Origin of the sequence: Blautia sp. MSK.18.38 (assembly GCF_024460535.1) — a bacterium.
GTDB classification, from domain to species: domain Bacteria; phylum Bacillota; class Clostridia; order Lachnospirales; family Lachnospiraceae; genus Blautia_A; species Blautia_A fusiformis.
This window is the reverse complement of the sequence record NZ_JANFYP010000027.1, coordinates 1-20902: the sequence shown is the minus strand read 5'-3', so window position 1 is coordinate 20902 and position 20902 is coordinate 1. Positions and strand designations below refer to the sequence as shown.

The 20902-nt window shown below is 42.2% G+C and carries 19 protein-coding genes; 5 read left to right on the top strand and 14 right to left on the bottom strand.

Annotation, left to right across the window (positions count from 1 at the left end; all coding sequences use genetic code 11):
- Window positions 1–8: 8 nt before the first annotated feature.
- The gene (locus NE638_RS14675; RefSeq protein ID WP_015526434.1) at window positions 9–425 is read right to left on the bottom strand and encodes a Fur family transcriptional regulator; all 417 of its coding nucleotides are present in this window, start codon (window positions 423–425) and stop codon (window positions 9–11) included.
- Between the two features lie 210 nt (window positions 426–635).
- On the opposite strand from NE638_RS14675, the gene NE638_RS14670 reads away from it, so the two are divergent.
- Complete coding sequence (locus NE638_RS14670; RefSeq protein WP_173746523.1) at window positions 636–1400, top strand: DeoR/GlpR family DNA-binding transcription regulator; 765 nt, start codon at window positions 636–638, stop codon at window positions 1398–1400.
- 152 nt (window positions 1401–1552) lie between these two features.
- Here the strand turns inward: NE638_RS14670 and NE638_RS14665 are convergent, their stop codons facing one another.
- The 6 genes from NE638_RS14665 to NE638_RS14640 form a co-directional block, all read right to left on the bottom strand.
- A complete protein-coding gene (locus tag NE638_RS14665) occupies window positions 1553–3070 on the bottom strand; it encodes a CoA-acylating methylmalonate-semialdehyde dehydrogenase (protein ID WP_173746521.1) in 1518 nt (505 codons plus the stop codon).
- A gap of 333 nt (window positions 3071–3403) precedes the next feature.
- On the bottom strand, window positions 3404–3811 hold the full coding sequence (locus NE638_RS14660; protein WP_173746519.1) for a hypothetical protein: 408 nt from the start codon (window positions 3809–3811) through the stop codon (window positions 3404–3406).
- Window positions 3733–4059, bottom strand: coding sequence for a branched-chain amino acid transporter permease (locus NE638_RS14655; protein ID WP_147602804.1), 327 nt, complete (start codon window positions 4057–4059; stop codon window positions 3733–3735). Before NE638_RS14655 ends, NE638_RS14660 begins: the two co-directional genes overlap by 79 nt.
- Before the next feature lie 44 nt (window positions 4060–4103).
- The gene (locus NE638_RS14650) at window positions 4104–4346 is read right to left on the bottom strand and encodes a hypothetical protein (protein ID WP_110103053.1); all 243 of its coding nucleotides are present in this window, start codon (window positions 4344–4346) and stop codon (window positions 4104–4106) included.
- Window positions 4347–4367: 21 nt separating this feature from the next.
- Window positions 4368–4580 carry a hypothetical protein gene (locus NE638_RS14645; protein ID WP_118608993.1) on the bottom strand — a complete coding sequence of 71 codons (213 nt, stop codon included), beginning with the start codon at window positions 4578–4580 and terminating at the stop codon, window positions 4368–4370.
- Window positions 4581–4582: 2 nt separating this feature from the next.
- Window positions 4583–4804, bottom strand: coding sequence for a hypothetical protein (locus NE638_RS14640; RefSeq protein WP_015526439.1), 222 nt, complete (start codon window positions 4802–4804; stop codon window positions 4583–4585).
- A gap of 306 nt (window positions 4805–5110) precedes the next feature.
- Here NE638_RS14640 and NE638_RS14635 point away from each other — a divergent pair, with 306 nt between their 5' ends.
- The gene (locus NE638_RS14635) at window positions 5111–7930 is read left to right on the top strand and encodes an HD domain-containing phosphohydrolase (protein WP_173746515.1); all 2820 of its coding nucleotides are present in this window, start codon (window positions 5111–5113) and stop codon (window positions 7928–7930) included.
- An 84-nt stretch (window positions 7931–8014) separates the two neighbouring features.
- On the opposite strand, the gene NE638_RS14630 is transcribed toward NE638_RS14635, so the two are convergent.
- The gene (locus tag NE638_RS14630; RefSeq protein WP_173740894.1) at window positions 8015–9352 is read right to left on the bottom strand and encodes an MATE family efflux transporter; all 1338 of its coding nucleotides are present in this window, start codon (window positions 9350–9352) and stop codon (window positions 8015–8017) included.
- Between the two features lie 31 nt (window positions 9353–9383).
- Window positions 9384–10739 carry an MATE family efflux transporter gene (locus NE638_RS14625; RefSeq protein WP_173746513.1) on the bottom strand — a complete coding sequence of 452 codons (1356 nt, stop codon included), beginning with the start codon at window positions 10737–10739 and terminating at the stop codon, window positions 9384–9386.
- A 253-nt stretch (window positions 10740–10992) separates the two neighbouring features.
- Between NE638_RS14625 and NE638_RS14620 the strand changes: the two genes are divergently transcribed.
- Window positions 10993–12753, top strand: coding sequence for a diguanylate cyclase domain-containing protein (locus tag NE638_RS14620; RefSeq protein WP_173746511.1), 1761 nt, complete (start codon window positions 10993–10995; stop codon window positions 12751–12753).
- 60 nt (window positions 12754–12813) lie between these two features.
- Here the strand turns inward: NE638_RS14620 and NE638_RS14615 are convergent, their stop codons facing one another.
- On the bottom strand, window positions 12814–13284 hold the full coding sequence (locus NE638_RS14615) for a GNAT family N-acetyltransferase (protein ID WP_021651228.1): 471 nt from the start codon (window positions 13282–13284) through the stop codon (window positions 12814–12816).
- A 157-nt stretch (window positions 13285–13441) separates the two neighbouring features.
- On the bottom strand, window positions 13442–14134 hold the full coding sequence (locus NE638_RS14610; protein ID WP_022427006.1) for a Crp/Fnr family transcriptional regulator: 693 nt from the start codon (window positions 14132–14134) through the stop codon (window positions 13442–13444).
- A gap of 149 nt (window positions 14135–14283) precedes the next feature.
- Between NE638_RS14610 and hcp the strand changes: the two genes are divergently transcribed.
- The gene (gene hcp, locus NE638_RS14605; protein ID WP_173746509.1) at window positions 14284–15858 is read left to right on the top strand and encodes a hydroxylamine reductase; all 1575 of its coding nucleotides are present in this window, start codon (window positions 14284–14286) and stop codon (window positions 15856–15858) included.
- Between the two features lie 70 nt (window positions 15859–15928).
- Here hcp and NE638_RS14600 read toward each other — a convergent pair whose 3' ends face one another.
- Window positions 15929–16816: an AraC family transcriptional regulator gene (locus NE638_RS14600; RefSeq protein ID WP_022427004.1), complete on the bottom strand. Its 888-nt coding sequence runs from the start codon at window positions 16814–16816 to the stop codon at window positions 15929–15931.
- 307 nt (window positions 16817–17123) lie between these two features.
- On the opposite strand from NE638_RS14600, the gene NE638_RS14595 reads away from it, so the two are divergent.
- The gene (locus NE638_RS14595; RefSeq protein WP_021651233.1) at window positions 17124–18320 is read left to right on the top strand and encodes an MFS transporter; all 1197 of its coding nucleotides are present in this window, start codon (window positions 17124–17126) and stop codon (window positions 18318–18320) included.
- Between the two features lie 70 nt (window positions 18321–18390).
- On the opposite strand, the gene NE638_RS14590 is transcribed toward NE638_RS14595, so the two are convergent.
- Window positions 18391–19347, bottom strand: coding sequence for a 2-hydroxyacid dehydrogenase (locus NE638_RS14590; RefSeq protein WP_059086572.1), 957 nt, complete (start codon window positions 19345–19347; stop codon window positions 18391–18393).
- Window positions 19348–19386: 39 nt separating this feature from the next.
- Window positions 19387–20721, bottom strand: a complete 1335-nt coding sequence (locus NE638_RS14585; RefSeq protein WP_161209579.1) for an MATE family efflux transporter — start codon at window positions 20719–20721, stop codon at window positions 19387–19389.
- Between the last annotated feature and the right edge of the window lie 181 nt (window positions 20722–20902).

Sequence of the window (20902 nt, the reverse complement as noted above, 5' to 3'; positions counted from 1 at the left end):
GTTAACATTCATTTTTTAAGCCTCCTGCAGCTGTCACAATATCCATAAAAGATCGTCCGGCTCTGATCGATCTCAAATCCGTGTTCATCCAGCACATGTCCCACAAAATGATCGATACATCCACACTGCAGAGGAATCGTATGCCCACATTCCAGACACACAAGCTTACCGTAATTCTTCCGCTCCTCATCACGTATAAAACGATACTGGGCAGGCGCTCCCTCCACAGACGGAACCTTCAGCACCGCTCCCTCCTTCTGCAGCCGCTCCAGTCCTCTGTATACCGTTGTCCTTCCGATCTGGATCTCTTTTCCACGAAGGAGCTCCATAAACTGATCTATGGTATAAAATGTATCTCCATATTCCTGCAGGCATTCCAGAATTATTTTCTGCTGCCTGGTGCTGTATTTCATTTTTTCTTCCATTATATTTCCTACTCTCTTCTATCAACTGCACCTTACATGGCAGATTTGAATTTGAAAACCGTTTTCATATTACATTCAAATAAGAATTTCGTCAAGATATTTTTGAAGGGAAATAATTTTTGGTATGTTCTTATAAAAGCACTTTATCTCTACCTTCTTTTATGATAAAATATAACCAAGACTTAACCAATAGAAAGAAGGTAGACCTCTATGAAATCACAGCGACTGGACATGATCGAAGAATATGTGCTGGAGCATAAGAACGCTTCTCTCGATACATTATGTGAGAAATTCAACGTATCCAAAAACACCATCAGAAGAGATGTCGATATCCTTCTGAAACGTGGCAGTATCATGAAAGTATATGGCGGTGTCGCAGCACTCGAAACTCCACAGACTCTTCCCCTTCTGTCTTACGAAGAGCGTGGCGGACGTTTTCCTGACGAAAAGAAAGAAATCTGCCGCCGTGCCGCAGAGCTTGTGGCAGAAGACGATACCATCTATATCGATACAGGTACAACCTGCCTGAACCTGGTTGATTTTATTGCAGATAAGCACTGTACTATCCTGACCAACAGCCTGCTTATCTTCAACAAGGCAGCATCCTATCCGAATCTGGATATCATTTCCGTTCCCGGAAAGCTGAACCGCAAGACCCTGTCCTTCACAGGACCGGATATCAATGATTATCTGCAGACCTACAACATTTCCATGGCTTTTATGGCCTGCACAGGTGTAACCATGAAGAGCGGACTTACCAATGCCAGCGCAGAGGAATACATCACCAAAAAAGCCATTGCAGAGAATGCCAACAGCATGATCCTTCTTGCAGACCATTCCAAATTCGGCCGGATCTCTCTTATGACCTATTCTTCCATGGAAAAGCTGGACGCCATCGTAACCGACCAGTCACTTCCTGAAGAATACGACAGCTTCTGCCAGGAGCACGGTATCCGTGTTATGACGATCGATTAAATCGGATATTGACCCTAAAAAACGGTGCATCTGCCGGAAATCCAGCAGATGCACCGTTTTTGAATATGCTCATTTCATTAGAGGATTTTATCTGAAAAGCAGATCTTACCCGATCTGCCTTACAGTGTCATAAATTTATTTATGAAGCTTTCTTAAGCCTCAGTACTTCCTTCCCATGTGCCGACCTTTCTCTTTCCGGCAGCTTCATCGAACCAGTGTGTTGTAACTGTTTTTGCTCTTGTGAAGAAACGATAGCCATCTTTTCCGAGAACGTGCAGATCACCGAAAAAGGAATCCTTGTTTCCGGAGAATGGGAAGTATGCTGTCGGAACCGGGATACCTACATTGATTCCTACCATACCGCCATCTGTCTCCATAGCGAATTTACGGCTGTAATATCCGCTCTGTGTAAAGATACAGGAACCATTTGCAAATGGATTGGCATTCATGACTGCGATGCCTTCCTCGTAATCCTTTACTCGTTTGATACAGGTTACCGGTCCGAAGATCTCACGGTTTCCAACTGTCATCTCCGGTGTTACATGATCAAGAATTGTCGGTCCTACGAAGAATCCGTTCTCATATCCCGGAACTACTACATTACGTCCGTCAAGTACAAGCTCCGCACCCTCATCGATACCCTTCTGGATCCAGTTGCAGATCTTCTCCTTATGGCCTGCATTTACAACCGGGCCGAGATCGGTATCTTCATCATATGCACAGCCAAGCTTCATAGCCTCTGCTTTTTTCTTAAGAAGTGAAACAAATTCGTCTGCGATACTATCCTGTACGCATACAACCGGAAGAGCCATACATCTCATACCTGCGCATCCGTATGTAGAGTTGATGATCGCATTAACAGTAGCCTCAAGGTTGCAGTCCTCAAGTACAAGTGCATGGTTCTTTGCCTCACACTGTGCCTGAACTCGTTTGCCATGAGCTGCTGCTTTGGAATATACCTGTTTACCAACACCTGTTGTTCCTACGAATGTAACAGCCTTTACTCTCTCATCTGTAAGAAGGATATCAGCCTCTACACGGCTGCAGGTCACAAGGTTTACAACACCCTTCGGGAATCCGCCCTCTGTATAGAAGAGCTCCATGATCCTCATAGCTGTAAGTGGTGTCTGGGAGCTTGCTTTCAGTACTACTGTATTTCCACATGCAATAGAAAGTGGAACCATCCAGCCCCATGGGATCATTGCCGGGAAGTTCATCGGAACAATACCAGCAGTTACTCCAAGTGGTTTGCGATATGTAGCTGTATCATATCCTGTAGTTACCTGCATTGCAGCATCGCCCTGGATCATTGTCGGAAGTGCACATGCCTCTTCTGTAGGCTCAATTGCTTTCTGAACATCTCCGCTTGCCTCTTTGATGTTCTTTCCGAGCTCTTTTGCACAAAGTACGGAAAGCTCTTCCTTATGAGCATAAAGAACATCTCTCCATCTGAACATATACTGCTGTCTCTTTGCAAGAGAAAGTGAGGACCATTCCGGGAATGCAGCCTGTGCGGAAGCGATCGCCTCTTCTACCTCATCCGGTGTACAGCAGGGAACCTGCGCGATCACCTCACCTGTACTGGAATCTGTAACATCCATGTATTTCTCTGCCTTTGACTCTTTCCACTCACCGTTTACACAGTAACCCATTTTTTTGATCTCAGCCATTTTAGGATACTCCTTTCGTGCTTACCTTTTTATTCTTAACTTCATAAAAATTTTAGTCATTCTCGTTTTGTTCTGGTCACAGATTATCATTTATTTTTAATTTTGTCAATATAGTATGGTTATATTTTGAGTATATTTTTCAAAATTATGTGTTAATTTATTCACATTTCATGGTATTCCATGTTCCCTGTATAAACTCTTGAAACTCATGCATTTACAGCCATAAAGCCGCATCGTGTCTTGTCGTTTTTTATTCCATTGTGAGAGCAAAAGTTACTCATTTTTGTTATTTTCATAACACACCATTCCACACACACTATTTATTGCTTCCAGCTACGCTGAGGCTTTTAGACCTGTGCAATCGGATTCACAGACAAGTAAGGGGTATCGTTGTTCTGTTACAATTACAGATTCCTCTGATCCCAGCATATTTTCTCTGTATTTTCCAGGAACAAGGAAATACATCTGTGCGTCCCTTGCGGACGTGCTCATTTTCACGACCGCTCGCTTCTTTTCACGGCTTATTGCACCTTTACATACAATCCTGCGCCTGCTTATCTGATCTACAGCATTTTCATAAATTACTGCAGCAATCAAAAAACAGGATACGGTTATCGTATCCTGCCTTAGCTTTTCATTTTCTGTTTTTCGCATATTTCTGACTAACCAAATATGGTCTGCACCAGCACCATATAAAACACCGTTCCCCCTCCTATGCTGAGCAATGTACTCTTCTTCCATTTATGTAATACCACAATGAACAGTATTGCGATCAGCTCTGGCAGTCCGTAATGCGTACTTTCCGGCACATCCTTCAGACAAAATACCACCAGCAATCCGATCACTGCACAGGGCAGCACTTTTCCCAGATAGGTGATCACAGCCGGCGGTTCCTTTACTTCCGGGAATATGATAAACGGCAAAAATCGCGTTGTCATAGTCCCCAGGACCACTACCACAACCGTTATGATCTGCTGTGTTATTGTCATAGTCATTCCTTATCCCTCCTGTCCGGCTATATATATCCCAACTGTCATGCCTGATATTCTCCTGACTTCTGTATACGTTCTTTTTTTCTCTTCTCCTCATGCTTCTTCATTCCCAGAAAGCATAAAACGATCGATGCCATTGACGGAAGGATAAACTTCCCTCTTCCAAAGATCACCAGGCAGATTACAGAGCATACAATTCCGACCAGCGCCGGCTTATGATCTTGTGCATCTTCCCACTGATCAATGAACATAACCACAAACAGTGCGGTCATGACAAAATCCAATGATGTACGTCCCTTTCTGTTTTACAATTTCCACAGCTGATGCTGCCCGTCCATGGTAACAAGATCTCCCTCATTGATATCTCTTTCATACAGAAGTCCGTCATCATGTCGCAGACTTGTTTCATTTCCATTCTCATCTTCCACCAGCACTACTGACATAAGTGCTTCACCCGGCTGCCGCTCTTCACAGCCGAAATCCATGTCTTCTTCTATCTTCAGAACCTTGTACTGCATGATCAGATTTCCTCCAGCAGCACATCGTTAACGGCCTCATAAGCGTCCTCAAGCGCATCCAGTGCCTCTGTCAGCGTGTCCATCTTCCGGCTGTCCGCATTTTCTTCCTCATAGGCTTCTATCACTTCAGCCATTACATCCTTCAGCTCTTCCAGTGAATTTGCAATGTCCTGCAACTTCTGATCTTTATCCTCTTTTGATGTGATATTTACGATCTTACTCATGATCCTTCCTCCTGTCGCTTTACTCTCATTCTTTATTCTGATCCTTTATCCTGCATATATCATGCTTTACATGTCATACTCCACATTTACCCATTGTACCATATCCTGCACGCAGATGCATCGGATATGTTTTCTATCTGCTTTATATAATACCACCAAAATCATAAAAAATTTGGTAAAATCTTACCAAATTACCCGTCTTAGTCTGTTTATACTGATTTTTCCACTCCGGTCTGGTATAATCGATCTAAAGGAGTTTTTCAATTTACAAACCACTCCTTTCCCATTACAAGGAGGCATATTGCCATGAAAGAAAAAACCGAAACCTTTAACCAGGGAAAAAGATATTTCTTTTATATTCTGATGTTCGCCATCCTTGGCTGGTTCATTTTTATGCAGATCTTTGGTGCGGATGAACGTTCTTCCGACACCTCAGCAGCCTCTGTGATCTATTCCGGTACCGTTACCTGGCAGAAACCGGATGGAACCACCCAGGAAATCTCCGTTCCGGGCACCTACAAGGTTCCCGTCGGTGACACGATGGTCCTCACCATCCAGCTTCCCGATGATCTTACAGATACCTGCTTTGCCATCCGTTCTTCCCTGCAGGATGTGGATTTTTATGTAGGGGACAACCTCAGGACCAGCTACTCCACGCATAAAACAAGGCTTGTGGGCAAAAACTCCGCCAGCCGTTATGTTTTCTGCCCGGTTTATGCTTCCGATGCCGGCAAAGAGCTCCGTATTGAACTGACCACCTACACCTCCAATTACACCGGAGTTGTCAATCCTGTTTACTGCGGAAACAAGGCGGATATCTGGATATATATTTTCAGCAGATACGGACTGGAAACCTACATTGCTTTTTTTATCCTGTTTGCCGGAATCGTCACGATCCTGTTCAGTTTCGCTCTGGGATTGGTCTATCATACACGATTTGACATGGAATATCTTGGATGGTGCATGGTTATGGGCGCCGTCTGGATGCTGGGTGAATCCAAGCTCCGTCAGTTCCTGGTCCCCAACGCTTCCGCTCTCGGATCTCTGTGCTTCGTTATGATCCTTTTGTGTCCGCTCCCGATCCTGTTTTTTGCGGACAGTCTCCAGAAAGGGCTGCATCACAGATTTTATGTCTGTCTTGGAAGCATCGCAATGATAAACTTTGCAGTCTGTACGATCCTCACTGCTGCAGGTATCGCAGATTATATCGAAACCATGCCTGTAAGTCACGGAATCCTGGCGATCACCGTTGCCACAATATTTGTACACCTTTTCCAATATATACGCACCGAAAAAAACAAGGCCGACCGGCTTTTGCTCATTGGTCTGCTGGTAGCGATCCTGTGTATTGCCGTTGAAGCAACCTCCGTATACTTTGTCACATCGATGTCCGGACTGTTTGTGGGCGCCGGCATGCTGATCCTGCTCTTTGTCAATATTGTAAGAGCCATCAAAAATGTCCAGGATATGGAACTGAAACGCCAGCAAAGCGAAATCCGCAAAAACCAGGAACAGAATGAAAAAATGTCTCTGCAGATGATACAGACCCTTTCCACCACCATTGAGGCAAAGGATGCGTACACCCGCGGTCATTCCTACCGGGTTGCACAATATGCGGCCCTGATCGCAGAGGAGCTGGGCTGGACACCGAAGGAGATCCTGAATCTGAAACGGGCTACTCACCTTCACGACATCGGTAAGATCGGTATCCCGGATCCGTTCCTGAACAAACCGGCACAGCTGACCGATGATGAATACAACCTTATAAAAAAACACACCGTCATCGGTGCTGAGATCCTGAAGGATATAACCCTGATCCCGCATGCGGCAGAAATCGCAAGAAGTCACCATGAGCGTTATGACGGAAAAGGCTATCCGGACGGACTGGCCGGAGCAGAAATCCCCATCCATGCCCGGATCGTGGCTGTTGCCGACTGCTACGATGCCATGAACTCCCGCCGAATCTACCGTAATGCGCTTCCACCGGAGGTTGTTTACGAAGAATTCCGCAAAAACCGTGGTACACAGTTCGATCCGGAGATCACAGACATTTTTCTGAAACTGCTCAATGAAAAACGGCTGCCTCAGTGGGATCCTTCCCAGGAAGAACCGGACACCTATAACCTTCCGGATATGCAGCTTACCGTCAGCAAATTCATCTCGGACATAATGGCCACCATAAAAAGTCAGGAAGACGCAAAAAGCTATGATTTTCTTACCGGTCTTCCCATGCGTAACCTGGGCGAACGTCTTACCGCGGAATTTATGCAGACACATGATGGATGTCTGGTATTCCTTGATATGGACAACCTGAAAAAGATCAACGACATCTATGGCCACAAAGCCGGCGACCGTGCACTGAAATGTCTTGGAAAGCTGCTCCAGAAACGGGCAGATCAGGGAATTTCCTGCAGACTTGGCGGAGATGAATTCCTGATGTTCCTTCCGGACACAGATCCTGATTCCCTGTCTCTGCAGATGGACGATCTGTTCCAGAAATTTCACACCATCACTACCGATGATCCGGAACTCCGGTTTGCCACACTGTCCGCAGGCCTGTGTCTGTGCAGCACCGATGATTCCTTTGAGGACTGCTATTCCAAAGCAGATAAAGCTCTGTATTACGTAAAACAAAACGGCAAAAACCAGTTCTTTTTCTACCAGCAGATCGACCGTAGCACTCTTGCGGCATCCGGTTCCGGAAAGGATCTGGCGCTTGTGGCAGAGTCCCTTCAGAAAAGCGGCATCTATGTAGGTGCTCTTGATCTGAATTACCGGGATTTCGCACGCCAGTATGAATACATGAGTCAGCTTGTCACACGCAGCCAGTGCAGATGTTATCTGGCGATGATCACCATCGAGACACTTGTGGATACAGTTCCTGATATCGACTCCATTGAGCAGGCTCTGGAGTATATGGAACAGGCCATCCGGCAGAATATCCGCCGTGTGGATATCTGTACACGCTACAGTTCCCTGCAGTATCTCATCATACTGTTTGAACCTGATGAAACGCATATCCCTGATATCATAGAACGTATTTTTACCCAATATTACCGTCAGTGTGACAACCATGATTTCCAGCCATCCTATGAATACCTGGAAATATCTCCACAGGAGTTATAAATACTCCCATGACATGATAAAGCCATAACGAAAAAGAGGCCGTACTTGACGGCCTCTTTTTCGTTAGAATTTTGCAAAATATCATCAAGACGTGGCTCTGGAATTTTCCTGCATGAAACTTTTTCCGTATGTTCGATACAGATAAACCGCCATGAAAATAGTCACGGCTTCTGCCAGCGGCATCGTCATCCAGATGCCTGCAACCCCTATAAGCTTTGGCAGGATCAATATGAACACAGCCACCAGGATCAAAGAACGCATTGATGAGATCAATGCCGAAATAAAACCATTTCCCAGCGCAGTAAAATATCCGGAAAGAAATACATTTAAACCAATAAACAGGAAAACCAGACTAAACAGCTTCAAGCCATCCCATGTCAATGTAAATACATTTCCCTCCCCAACGAATAAATGGATGATCTGTTTTCCAAATACAAGTGATACCGTGAGGATCAATACTGAACTGATGGCAATCGTAATAAAACTATATCGTGTTATCTCTCTGATCTTGTCATGATTTTCAGAGCCGTAATTATAGCTTATGATTGGAGCCGCTGCAACGGCAATTCCCATATAAAAAGCGATGAAAAAATAGTAAATATACATAATGATCGTCACAGCCGCAACTCCATCTTCACCAAAATATTGCATGATAATAAGATTAAATAAAAATGTAGTGATCCCGGTAGACATCTCCGTCAGCATTTCACTGCTTCCATTGGTGCAGGATTTCAGAAGAACACTCATGTCGGTCTTCGGTCTGCAAAACCTTATATGGCTGTATTTCAGAAAATAGATAAAGCCGATCAACATGCTTACTGTAATGGAGAGAAATGTTCCCCATGCAGCTCCAAGCGTTCCCAGTCTGAATACAGCCACAAAAATATAGTCGAAAACAATATTAAAAGCCAGACCTGTCAGAGACATGATCATTCCGATGTACGATCTCCCATCCGTCCTCACAAGATATTCGAAAAATAGCTTGAATGACATCGAAACCGATCCTAAAAATGTGACAAATGCGTATGGCACCACATGCTCCATCAGGCGCTCACTGCTTCCTAAAAAAATACAGATCGGTTTCAGAAAAAGGATTCCCACAGCTGTAAAAGCAACTGAAAGTACGAACAGCACGATCGTGATAAAAGTAAATATCTCATTTGCTTCCTGTTCTCTTTTTTGTCCCATCCTCTCTCCTATGATGGCACCTGATCCCGTTGCAAGCATGACAGATGTTCCGAAAATAACACAGGTGATCGGAATAACAATATTAATTCCTGCAAGCGCGTCAGAGCCTGCATACCGTGATACAAAAAATCCATCTATCGTTGTATAAAATGATAAAAAGATCATGGTCAGCACTGATGGAACCAGATATTTTAAAAATTGAGGATAAGACATTTTTGCCTCAAAGTATTTCATTTCTATAAAAACCTCCTGCTTAGTTACATAATCAGTCAAAATCTCTGGTAATGTTCGTAAGCCATTTATTTCTGAAATAGTGGATGAACACCACAGGCATTTTTTCGAACTCATCCAGGGTCATTATAAAATATACCCAGACAGGCGGCAGTTTTAAAACATATGCTGCAAGGAAGGTGAGAGGAACTGCAACAAGCCACATAAATATGGAATCTACGATCATTCCGAACCTGGAATCGCCACCTCCTCTGAAGCATCCGCATATAAGACAGGTATTGATACCCTCTCCTACAAAACGCCAGGTTGTCATGATTATAAAAATACCAAGATAATAAATGGCTGTCTCTGTCAGTTTATCCCGGTAGAAGTCCAGTATCATAGGGCGGACTGCCAGAATAATGGCACATCCGATGAGACTTACGATAATTGTTATTCTCAGCATACGTTTCCCATATTCTCTGGCTGTATCCTTGTGATCTTTACCAAGCTCCTGGCTGATAATGATGGTAGTAGCGTTGGCAAAACCGCGACAGGCGATGGCACCAATGTTTACCACCATAACAGCAACTGCATTTGCGGCAACCATATCATCGCCAATGTGGCCAAGGATCGCTGCGAACGCTGAACTGGCAAAGCTCCAGACAACATCATTTATCACAGCCGGAGAAGCAATTTTCATAAAGTCCCTGAACAGAATACCGGATTTCGCACAGAAATATTTTATCCGAAATCTGACATCGGAGCTGTTTAATGAATAGATGAGACAGATCAATACCTCTGCGATCCTGGCAATAACAGTACCAAGGGCAACACCGGTAACACCAAGCTTTGGAAGTCCAAACAGGCCAAAGATAAAGGTGGCATTACAAAATACATTGACACAAAGCGATACAATGTATGTAACAGAAGGCAGCATTATTTTTCCGACACTTCGAAGGGCACTCATGAAAACCTGAGAGAATCCCATAAACATAAAGGAAAATGAGATCACCTTCAAATACTCGCTGCCGGCAGCAATCGTATCCGGACTGTTTGTAAAAATCTTCATGATCGTAGTCGGCATGGAAAAGGAGATAACGAAAAATACAAGAGAAACGATCAGTGAGATCCGCTCCGCCAGGCCGAGAATCTTTTCTACTGTCTTTTTATCACCCTTTCCCCAGTACTGGGCACATAAAACCGAAGTACCTGTAGCCATACCATAATACAAACAGAAAAGAATAAATGTGTACTGGTTGGCAAGAGATGAAGCTGACATGGCAGTCTGGCTTACATATCCCAGCATTACAGTATCCGCAACATTTACTAATGTTCCGATCAGATTTTGGATCATGATCGGAAATGCTAATTTTGATGCATATTTAAAAAAATCTTTTTTATTCAGCATCGGTCAGATCCTCCGTGAATTCCGATAAGATATTTACTTATAAAGAACAGTATATCATATACCCTACAAAACCGCGAGGTTTTTTCAGTATTCTTTCCAATATAATCCTCAATTGTATACTATATTTCACCCTCTGGTCATATTTCCATTGTACATAAAAAAACAATATCACTTTAACACAAAAAATCATTCTATTTTTTTACTTCTATGATATAATATTTTATTGTGAAACTAATAAAACGAGGTGAACCAGGTGAAGAAAAAAACAATTGTACCTCTTATCGTTTTTTTACTGGGCATATGCCTTGTTGGTTTAATTGTATACAAAATAGACTCACATGAAACTGAACAACGACACATAACAGCACAATTAAATGCAACAACCTACGGCGAACGTATAAAAAATGAAATTACAAATGGAATTGCGATCACAGATACGCTAAAGCAGGTCCTGATCAGTGAAAACGGAAAGATCAGTCAGTTTGACACAATTGCGGAAAATATTATGTCTGACGTTATTGAAAGCATACAGCTTGCTCCGGATGGTAATGTAACAGATATTTATCCTTCTGAGGGAACGGAAGCGAGTAAGATCGATCTGCTCCAGGATAAAGATTGCAGCAAAATTTCCTGTTACGCAAGAGACAATCACGTGATCATTACACAAGGTCCTTTCGATTTAAAACAGGACGGCTGTGGAATTGCTGTCCGCAATCCAGTCTACCTGAAAGATGAAAACAACCAGGAATATTTCTGGGGATTTACCATTGTTATCCTGCGTGTTCCTGACATTTTTTCAGATGCGATCAGTGCACTTTCGGATTTCGGATATGAATACAGACTCTCAAAAACCGACGCTCCCTGGAGCGATACTTATAAAGTTGTTTATCAGTCAGACGACCAATTAACTCATGCTGTTTCTTATGGTTTTACGATAGGGGAAGAGAACTGGACATTAGAAGTAGCTCCTGAAAGCGGATGGAGAGACCTTAGATTACTGGTAATCGTCGGCGGAATGTTTACTACTGTCGTTTTACTTTTCTCAGGTCTTACCCGGGTATGGTTAGTATCGAAAGAAAATAAAAACAAATTTCAAATACTGGCACACACAGATTCTCTCACCGATATTTACAACCGCTATGGATTTGATGAATTAGCCGAAAGGATGATCACTAAAAATCCAAAAACGCATTTTGTGGCCGCACTCCTTGATATTGATGACTTTAAGTTTATTAATGATATTTACGGACATGTCTATGGAGACAGGGCACTAAAGAGTCTTACAGATAGCATGAAGGCTTTTTTCCCAAAAAACACATTACTGGGAAGAAACGGTGGCGATGAGTTCTGCATTCTTCTGCCGGATCATACCTATAAAGAAGCGGGAGAACTGCTGCTGCAATTTACCAAGCTTCCAAAGACATTTTCATGCAAGGGAAAAGAATATCCGTTTTTTATTTCTCTCGGATATGCAGAATATCCAACCTTTGCATCCAGCCGCTCACAGCTCATGCGCTGTGCAGATGCAGCACTTTATGAAATAAAGCTTCACGGAAAAAACGGATGTATGGCTTACAGGGAGGGGCTCCGGTCAGGAGTCCGCAAACAGCTCGGATTTGCATTCAAGGATATCTCTGAACACCTTCCGGGTGCATTTATCATATACAGAGCGGACAAAGATGATGATGAACTCCTGTATGCAAACCATGAGTTCCTTCAAATGACCGGATATAAAACTATAGATGAACTCTTCAGCCTTACAAATAAAAGCTTCCACAACCTGATCCGTGAGGATGAACAGCAGCAGATAGAAGCAAGCATCTGGAAACAGATCGATGCCGGCAATAAGAATGATTACATCCACTTTCATCTTCGAAAAGCTGACGGCACTTACCTTTCTGTTCTTGATCACGGAAGGATTGTAGACAGCCAGCAATACGGAAGAGTATTTTATGTATTGTTTATGGACTGGGAAGCCATGCATGTTCATTACAGTGATAAATTTTCCGGCTAAGGTACAGACATCTCAGTCTGTATCTTAGCCGGCTGTTTTTTTCCTGAACAATTCAACATCTTATAATATGTATTCCATCTGCCTTTCTTTTGTCCGCATTCCCATTTTTTCATAAAATTTTTCTGCTGAAGTATTTCCTGCCCACACATTCAATGTCACTTCATAGCATCCCAGCTGCTTTGCTTCTTTTTTTACATATTCAAACAGGCTTTCCCCAATATGCTGACCTCGTGTCTCCTGATCGACACACAGGTCATCTATAAAAAGAGATTTAAACGGTACCATATTGTTTGAAAAAGGCTGCTCCTTTAATTGACAAAATGCATACCCCACGCAAACATCAGCCTCATCCGCTGCAACATATACTGGCTTTTCTTCATTTTTCAAAAGCTCTGTCAATTCGTCTGTCGTATATTTTGTTGTGCCCGGAATAAAAATATCAGGCCTTATATCTGCATGGATCTGCAGCACCTGTCCTAACAATTCCAGGATCCTCGGAATATCTTTTTCTTCTGCTTTTCTGATGAGCATTTTTTTCCTCCTGTTTTTCAATAACTGATTTCATAGATTCTTTATACATACACCATAATACCATCGTGTGAACGCTTATAACAATAGAATCACTTTAAGCAGTCTCACTTTCCTTTTGCATTATAATGAAAAAGTTTATCGTTTTCCGTGATGTATATCACATTTTTATTCCTGAATCCGTATCATTACAGACAGTCAGCTCAAAATGGTTTCTGTTTGTTTTTATAAGTCCTTCTTTTTGCAGCTTTGATATCTCCGAAGACATTGCCGCACGGTCAATGCAAAGATAATCTGCCAGCTGCTGCCGGTCAAAAGGAATATCAAAGGATAACGATGCCTGTCTGATAGATACCGACGACAGATAGGACAACAGCTTATCCCTTGTCGTTCGCTTGCCCACATGTGTGATCTTATCGTTGAGGATCAGGATCTTATTTGCCAGGACACCGACCAGGTTACGGATCAGCTTCTGATGATGCTCACATACTATTGGGCAGGAAACCAGAAGCCTTTGAACATTTAATAAAATAATCTCACAATCTTCGTCTGCTACCACACTGACATTCAGAACAGCTCCCGGACTTGCCGCATATGGTTCACCAAAAAAATCTCCCGCATGACATTTTGACAGAATATTCCGATGTCCCCACAGGTCTTCCTGAATAACAAGAACACAGCCTGCCACCACAAGTCCCATTACTTCGGTAGAGTCTCCGGCTCTGAAAATATAAGAATCCCGTTTTCTGGAGATTGTTGCTGCATTTACACAATGCAGTATGGATAATATCTCATTATCAGTAAGACCTTTAAAGAAAGGGCTCGTTCTTAGAATGGGTAAATATTTTTTCAAAATTAATCCTCCTGTTGGAAATCAAACATACACGTTGTAATTATTATACTATACTCCTAACAGAAACCAAGGATAAATACTACTAGTCGAGGATAAAATAATAAGAAAGATCCTTCGAAAAAATCACAGAATAAAAGGAGAATACAATAATGGATAAAAAAATGTTTTGTTTTCAGTGTGAACAGACAGTCGGATGTACCGGCTGTACCGGAAATGCCGGTGTCTGCGGAAAAAAAGCAGATACAGCGAAATTACAGGATGAGCTGACAGGTGCATTGATCAGTCTGGCTAAAGCTGCCGACAGCACGGAAACTATTTCAAAAAGGACCGGACAGATCATAATCGAAGGATTGTTTACTACAGTTACAAATGTAAGTTTTGACAATGCAGCAATCGAAAATATGATACAAAAAGTCAGAGCTGAAAAAGAAAGACTGGCTCCTGACTGCAGAACAAAGGAATATGATCTTCAGCAGCTGTGGAATGCCAATGAAGATATCCGCTCCTTGAAATCTCTTATTCTCTTTGGTATCCGCGGAATGGCTGCCTATGCCTATCATGCAAGTGTTCTGAATTATGAAGATGCCGAAGTGAATCAGTTCTTCTGCGAGGCATTATCTAAGATCGGTTATGAAGAAAGCACAGAAGCACTGCTTTCCACAGTACTCAAAACAGGAGAGATCAATCTGAAGTGCATGGCACTTCTTGATAAGGCAAATACAGAAACCTATGGAACACCAGAGCCAACTGATGTTACACTTACGGTAGAAAAAGGGCCTTTTATTGTCGTGACCGGACATGATCTGAAAGATCTGCAGCTTTTGCTTGAACAGACTGAGGGAAAAGGAATCAATATCTATACACATGGTGAAATGCTCCCTGCCCATGCCTATCCATTCTTAAAGAAATACGCTCACCTGAAAGGCAATTTCGGAACTGCATGGCAGAATCAGCAGAAAGAATTTGACCATCTTCCGGCCCCGATCCTCTACACTACCAACTGTCTGATGCCTCCAAAAAGCAGCTACGCTGACAGAGTATTTACAACAGAAGTGGTTGCCTTCCCGGGAGCTGTCCATATTGACGAGAAGAAAGATTTCACACCGCTTATTGAAAAAGCACTGGAGCTGGGCGGTTACAAAGAAGATCGTATGTTCTCCGGTATCAACGGCGGAAAAAAAGTGACAACCGGTTTTGGTCATGCAGCCATCCTGTCCCATGCAGGTACTGTAGTAGAGGCTGTAAAATCAGGTGCGATCCGCCATTTCTTCCTGGTTGCCGGCTGTGATGGTGCCAAACCAGGTCGAAACTATTATACGGAATTTGTAAAGCAGACACCTTCTGACAGTATCGTTCTCACCCTGGCATGTGGAAAATTCCGTTTCAATGATCTCGATCTGGGAGAGATCGGTGGTCTTCCACGACTGATGGATATGGGTCAGTGTAATGATGCTTATGGTGCGATCCAGGTTGCTGTGGCACTTGCAGATGCATTTGGATGTTCTGTAAATGAGCTTCCGCTTTCCTTCGTACTCTCCTGGTATGAACAGAAAGCAGTCTGTATCCTGTTAACCCTCCTGCATCTGGGTATCAAAAATATCCGTCTTGGTCCTTCTCTTCCGGCGTTCCTTTCTCCTAATATTCTGAACTTTCTGGTTGAAAATTATGGTATTGCACCTATCACCACACCGGAAGAAGATATCAAAGCACTGATGAACCAGTAAAAGTAAATTTTTCAAAGCCTTTACAAAATCAACAAAGCCGATACAGGATTCCAAAAGTCCTGCATCGGCTTTATTTACAGGTCTGAAGACTCGGATCAGCCGACAACACTTTTAAACATGTGCAGCGATATTCTGATGGAGTTAAATGATAACGTTTTTTAAACAATCTGCAAAAATAATCAACGTTATGAAATCCGCTTTCATAAGCGATCGTTTTTACTTTTTTATTCGTATTTTTCAATAACCAGGAAGCTGCCTGAAGTCGATATCCTATCAGATAATTAACCGGTGTAGTATGTAAAAAACGGTGGAACAAATTAAGTGCAGTACTTTTGCTGATTCCTATATGCGAAGCAATTTCATCCAGAGACAAATTGCGATTATAGTTTTCATGTATATATTGCATGATCAACTGCACTCTTTTCTGTGCAACTTCATCCACTGTCTGTACATCTCCTTTATCAGATAACTTTACATTTTCATAAAAAGTCAGCCATAAATCCTGCAGCAATGCCAAAGTAGCAAGTTCTCTTATTTTCTCATTCCTCTGTATTTCCATTATTTTTATCATAGTTTGTATAATCTTTGTTTGCCATAGTTCATCAGGCTGAAAACGCTGGAAATATATATTCGATGAAATGATTGGCAAAATATATTTCTTATAGATCAGGCTGTTCTCCGGTGCAATAAATTCCGGCATACATACAAAGTTAGGAATGATACCACCTGATGATGCGTAAAAGCGGTGCAATATTTTAGAATTAATAAAAATTGCTTCTCCTTCTGACAATATAATCTGTTTTTCTCCTATTCCGCATGTAACTTGTCCGGACTCGACATATAAAAACTCAAATTCTCTGTGCCAGTGCCACTCAATACAATGAAAATCAAACAATTCCAGATTATCATAATAATACTGGAACGGATAATCACTGCTTCCATGCTGTTTAATTTCCATGAACTCCTCGTCTGTAAGTATTTTATTATAATCCATCCCATATCACGTTCTTTCTTTTTTACGATATTATACAGTATTTCTATAATTTAATTCAATGTATATATCTGATATTTGCTATATAATCAAGTAAAAAAAGAAAAGAGGTATTCTTATGATTTTTAAATGGATGAATGAAAGTGAGATCAACATTGAGGGCGACAAAATTGAAATAACCGCACCACCCAGAACAGACTTTTTTGTGAAAGTATTGATGAATGTGAAGATTGAACATAAAACTGTTAAAAACATTCGGAGAGGAAAATAAAAAATGAATGCTGTAAAAAAAACTAACTACCATAAGACAAAAATAGCCTGTTATATGGGATTTATCACACAGGCTATTGCGGCAAACTTCGCACCGCTTCTTTTTTTGAAATTTCATAGTGACTACCATATTTCTCTCGGTAACATTGCTCTGATATCCACTTTCTTCTTTTTCACACAGCTTCTGGTTGATCTGTTCTGTGCCAAATTCGTAGATCATATCGGATATCGTGTGTGCATTGTTGCATCAGAAATATTTGCTGCATTGGGTCTGCTTGGACTGGCATTTTTACCTGATTTTTTACCTGATCCTTTTATTGGAATTATATGTAGTGTTATTGTTTATGCCATCGGAAGCGGTTTAATAGAAGTACTTTGCAGTCCTATTATCGAGGCCTGTCCGTTTGAAAACAAAGAAGCAACTATGAGTCTGCTCCATTCGTTTTACTGTTGGGGAGCTGTTGGGACAATTTTGATTTCCAGCTTATTTTTCCTGATATTTGGAATAGACAGTTGGAAGTGGCTCGCCGTAATATGGGCAATCATTCCTGCAATTAATACTTATAACTTCATGACCTGTCCCATTGAATCTCTGGTTGACAATGGTTCTGGAATGGAAATTAAAGATCTGTTTTCCAAGCCATTTTTCTGGGTTGCAATATGTCTGATGATCTGTTCCGGAGCTTCTGAACTTGCAATGGCTCAATGGGCATCTGCTTATGCAGAATCAGCTCTGGGATTATCAAAAGCTCTGGGAGATCTAACAGGTCCATGTATGTTTGCAGTAACAATGGGAATCAGCCGTATAATTTTTGGTAAATATGGAGAGCAGTTAGATTTAATGAAGTTTATGAGTGGTTCAGGCATATTATGCGTTGTCTGTTATCTGCTTACTGCTTTGTCATCCAACCCGATCATCGGACTGATCGGTTGTATTGCATGTGGATTTTCAGTTGGAATCATGTGGCCTGGAACCATCAGTATTTCCTCAAAAACTTTTCCAACAGGTGGAACGGCTATGTTCTCTCTTCTTGCCATGGCAGGAGATTTAGGTGGCAGCATTGGACCTGGAATTGTTGGTCGTATCACTCAGAATGCTGGAAATAATATTAAGATCGGCATGGGATTCGGACTTATTTTTCCAGTAATTCTATTGTTTATGTTATTCCTGCTGTATCGGAAGAAGATATCAAAGCACTGACTTATTGATTGTAATTATATTTTTTCACTCTGCAAACCCGGAAGCTGTATCATCACTTTGTTGCCAGATACTATAGACCTGATACAACATTGATCGGATCCTCTTCCATAAACTTCTTTATATTATCCGCCAGAATAGAAACCAGCCGCTGTCTTGTTTCAAGTCCTTTCCATCCCATATGCGGCGTCAAAAGGACATGATCCATAGTATAAAGAGGGTTGGTTTCTTCAGGTGGTTCGGTTTCCTGAACATCAAGTCCGGCTCCTGCAATCGTACCATTTTCCAATGCTTCTATAAGAGCAGCCTCATCAATAAGTGCACCTCTTGAGGTATTAATGATAAACGCTGAGGGCTTCATAAGTGATAAAGTCTCTTTGTTGATCATATGTTTTGTACTTTCCGTCAATGGACAGTGCATGGAAACATAATCACTATTCCTGAGTAATTCCTCAAGCGATACATAGCGGATACCTTTCTCATCCTCTCTCGGTGTCCTGGTATATACAAGTATGTTCATATCCAACGCCTGTGCGATCTGGATAACTTTCCTGCCAATATGTCCTGCACCTATAACACCAAGTGTTTTACCATTTACCTCAACATGCGGAACCTGAAGATTTCTGGTAAAATTGTCATGATTTCCGCATGCCAGCATCTTCATCTGTACCTGCATTGCAGAACTCAGATTTAATATCATCATAATCGCAGTATGTGCCACACGTTCTGTGCTGTATGCCGGGATATTGCAGACTGTAATCCCCTTCTTCCGTGCTGCTTCAAGATCAATATTATTATATCCTGTACCTGCCTCGCAGATCAGTTTAACAGATTCCGGGAATTTCTGTATCATTTCTGCACTCACAGACATCTCCTTTGTTACAATGATATCTGCACCCTGAATACGCTCTGACAGCTGCTGTTCTGTTGTATCATCATATACTGTAACATCAGAAGATAAAACGGAAAAATCCAGCTTCCCATCAAAATTCATCTTCTTTGCATTCAATACCACACATTTATCGTTCATACTATAAATTCCTCCTTAAATTACTTTAGGCTATCGGGATTATACCTCTTTATCAGTCGGCCATGATCTCCGAAGATCCACATAGGATATTAAAAAGTTTGCAAACCAACCGGCTGGTACAGCAAGCCAGACAAATACAATGCCAAAACGCGGTGCACAGATCAAAGCAACAGACAGGCGGATCGCCAGGTTCACCATATTTGCAATGAGGAACGGGCGCATGATCCCAAGACCACGAAGAACCCCATCGGTTGCCATTTTGATTCCCATAAAGATGAAGAAGTAACCAAGCCATCTCATATAACCCTCGGATACCTGATAGGCCAGGGCAGTTCCATCTTTACCAAGGAATAGCGAGGAAATCTGCGTGTGCAGTGTTTCAATGACTATAAAAGCAAGAACTGCAAAACATACATCTAACACCAGTGCAGCGTGATATCCTTTTTTGATCCGTTCAATTTTCTTTGCGCCAAGATTCTGGGAAACATATGGGGAAACCGCATTGCCAATGGATACAAAAATCAATGAAAAAACATTCTCTACCCGCATCGTCGCCGCATACCCCGCAAGTGCCTGTGTACCGAAGGGATTTACAACAGCCTGTACGATCATCATACCAATGGACACTGTAGACTGCTGAAGAACCGAAGGTACAGCAATTTGAAGCATGGAATGTAACTCCTGCCTGTCAAACCAGTCAAAACGACTTTTATATCGACGCATCCGGCTAAGGAAAAGCAAAAGTGAAAACACCGCAGAAATTCCCTGTGCTATAAGAGTCGCAAGGGCTGCACCAAACACACCGAGACCAAGTCCGGCCACCATCCAGAGATCCATAAAAATATTTAAGATTGACGAAAATATCAGGAGCCCCAGCGGGATTTTTGATTCGCCTATGGAAGTAAACATATTGGAAAGAATGTTATACATAAACAGAAACGGAAATCCCACAAAATAGACCCGCAGATATAACACTGCATCATCCAGTATATCGCCAGGGGTTTGTAACACACTCATCATCCAGTGGGAAAAGCAAAATCCAAAAACCCCAAGGACTATACTTAGAATTAAAAAGCTAAACAAGGATGTTGACACGATGGTCTTCATTTTTCCATACTCCCTGGCACCGAAATAGCGGCTCACCAGCACACCGGCACCGACACCTGCCCCCAGTGCCACACAAATAAAAACATTGGTCAGCGCTGCACAGGCCCCGACAGCTGCAAGTGCGGAGGAACCAACAAATTGGCCGACGATGATAGAGTCAGCCATATTGTATATTTGCTGAAAAAAGCTGCCCAAAATCATTGGCATTGCAAAAACCGTCAGCGCTTTAAGAGGCGCATCTGTGATCAAATATTCATCTTTTGACATTATCATATTCCTCCACAGGTTTCATAATTTCACTTATTGCTACACTGCCCGGCGTTATCAGCTGCAGCTGCAATACGATCTTATCACGTAGTGACATGCTCCCACCACTTAAATCTTACGATTTTAAAGTGGGGGCTTCCTGCTCGATTACCCTTTAGGGCAAAGCTAAAACAGGCTATCC

What these genes read in the sequence shown, in the direction of transcription:
- NE638_RS14640 (WP_015526439.1), bottom strand. Translation starts at nt 4,804, where the DNA reads ATGAGTAAGATCGTAAATATCACATCAAAAGAGGATAAAGATCAGAAG.
- NE638_RS14645 (WP_118608993.1), bottom strand. Translation starts at nt 4,580, where the DNA reads ATGCAGTACAAGGTTCTGAAGATAGAAGAAGACATGGATTTCGGCTGT.
- NE638_RS14585 (WP_161209579.1), bottom strand. Translation starts at nt 20,721, where the DNA reads ATGTCAAAAGATGAATATTTGATCACAGATGCGCCTCTTAAAGCGCTG.
- NE638_RS14665 (WP_173746521.1), bottom strand. Translation starts at nt 3,070, where the DNA reads ATGGCTGAGATCAAAAAAATGGGTTACTGTGTAAACGGTGAGTGGAAA.
- NE638_RS14615 (WP_021651228.1), bottom strand. Translation starts at nt 13,284, where the DNA reads ATGCTCATCAGAAAAGCAGAAGAAAAAGATATTCCGAGGATCCTGGAA.
- NE638_RS14595 (WP_021651233.1), top strand. Translation starts at nt 17,124, where the DNA reads ATGAATGCTGTAAAAAAAACTAACTACCATAAGACAAAAATAGCCTGT.
- NE638_RS14590 (WP_059086572.1), bottom strand. Translation starts at nt 19,347, where the DNA reads ATGAACGATAAATGTGTGGTATTGAATGCAAAGAAGATGAATTTTGAT.
- hcp (WP_173746509.1), top strand. Translation starts at nt 14,284, where the DNA reads ATGGATAAAAAAATGTTTTGTTTTCAGTGTGAACAGACAGTCGGATGT.
- NE638_RS14660 (WP_173746519.1), bottom strand. Translation starts at nt 3,811, where the DNA reads ATGGAAGAAGAGTACATTGCTCAGCATAGGAGGGGGAACGGTGTTTTA.
- NE638_RS14630 (WP_173740894.1), bottom strand. Translation starts at nt 9,352, where the DNA reads ATGAAATACTTTGAGGCAAAAATGTCTTATCCTCAATTTTTAAAATAT.
- NE638_RS14655 (WP_147602804.1), bottom strand. Translation starts at nt 4,059, where the DNA reads ATGACAATAACACAGCAGATCATAACGGTTGTGGTAGTGGTCCTGGGG.
- NE638_RS14675 (WP_015526434.1), bottom strand. Translation starts at nt 425, where the DNA reads ATGGAAGAAAAAATGAAATACAGCACCAGGCAGCAGAAAATAATTCTG.
- NE638_RS14625 (WP_173746513.1), bottom strand. Translation starts at nt 10,739, where the DNA reads ATGCTGAATAAAAAAGATTTTTTTAAATATGCATCAAAATTAGCATTT.
- NE638_RS14600 (WP_022427004.1), bottom strand. Translation starts at nt 16,816, where the DNA reads ATGGAAATTAAACAGCATGGAAGCAGTGATTATCCGTTCCAGTATTAT.
- NE638_RS14670 (WP_173746523.1), top strand. Translation starts at nt 636, where the DNA reads ATGAAATCACAGCGACTGGACATGATCGAAGAATATGTGCTGGAGCAT.
- NE638_RS14635 (WP_173746515.1), top strand. Translation starts at nt 5,111, where the DNA reads ATGAAAGAAAAAACCGAAACCTTTAACCAGGGAAAAAGATATTTCTTT.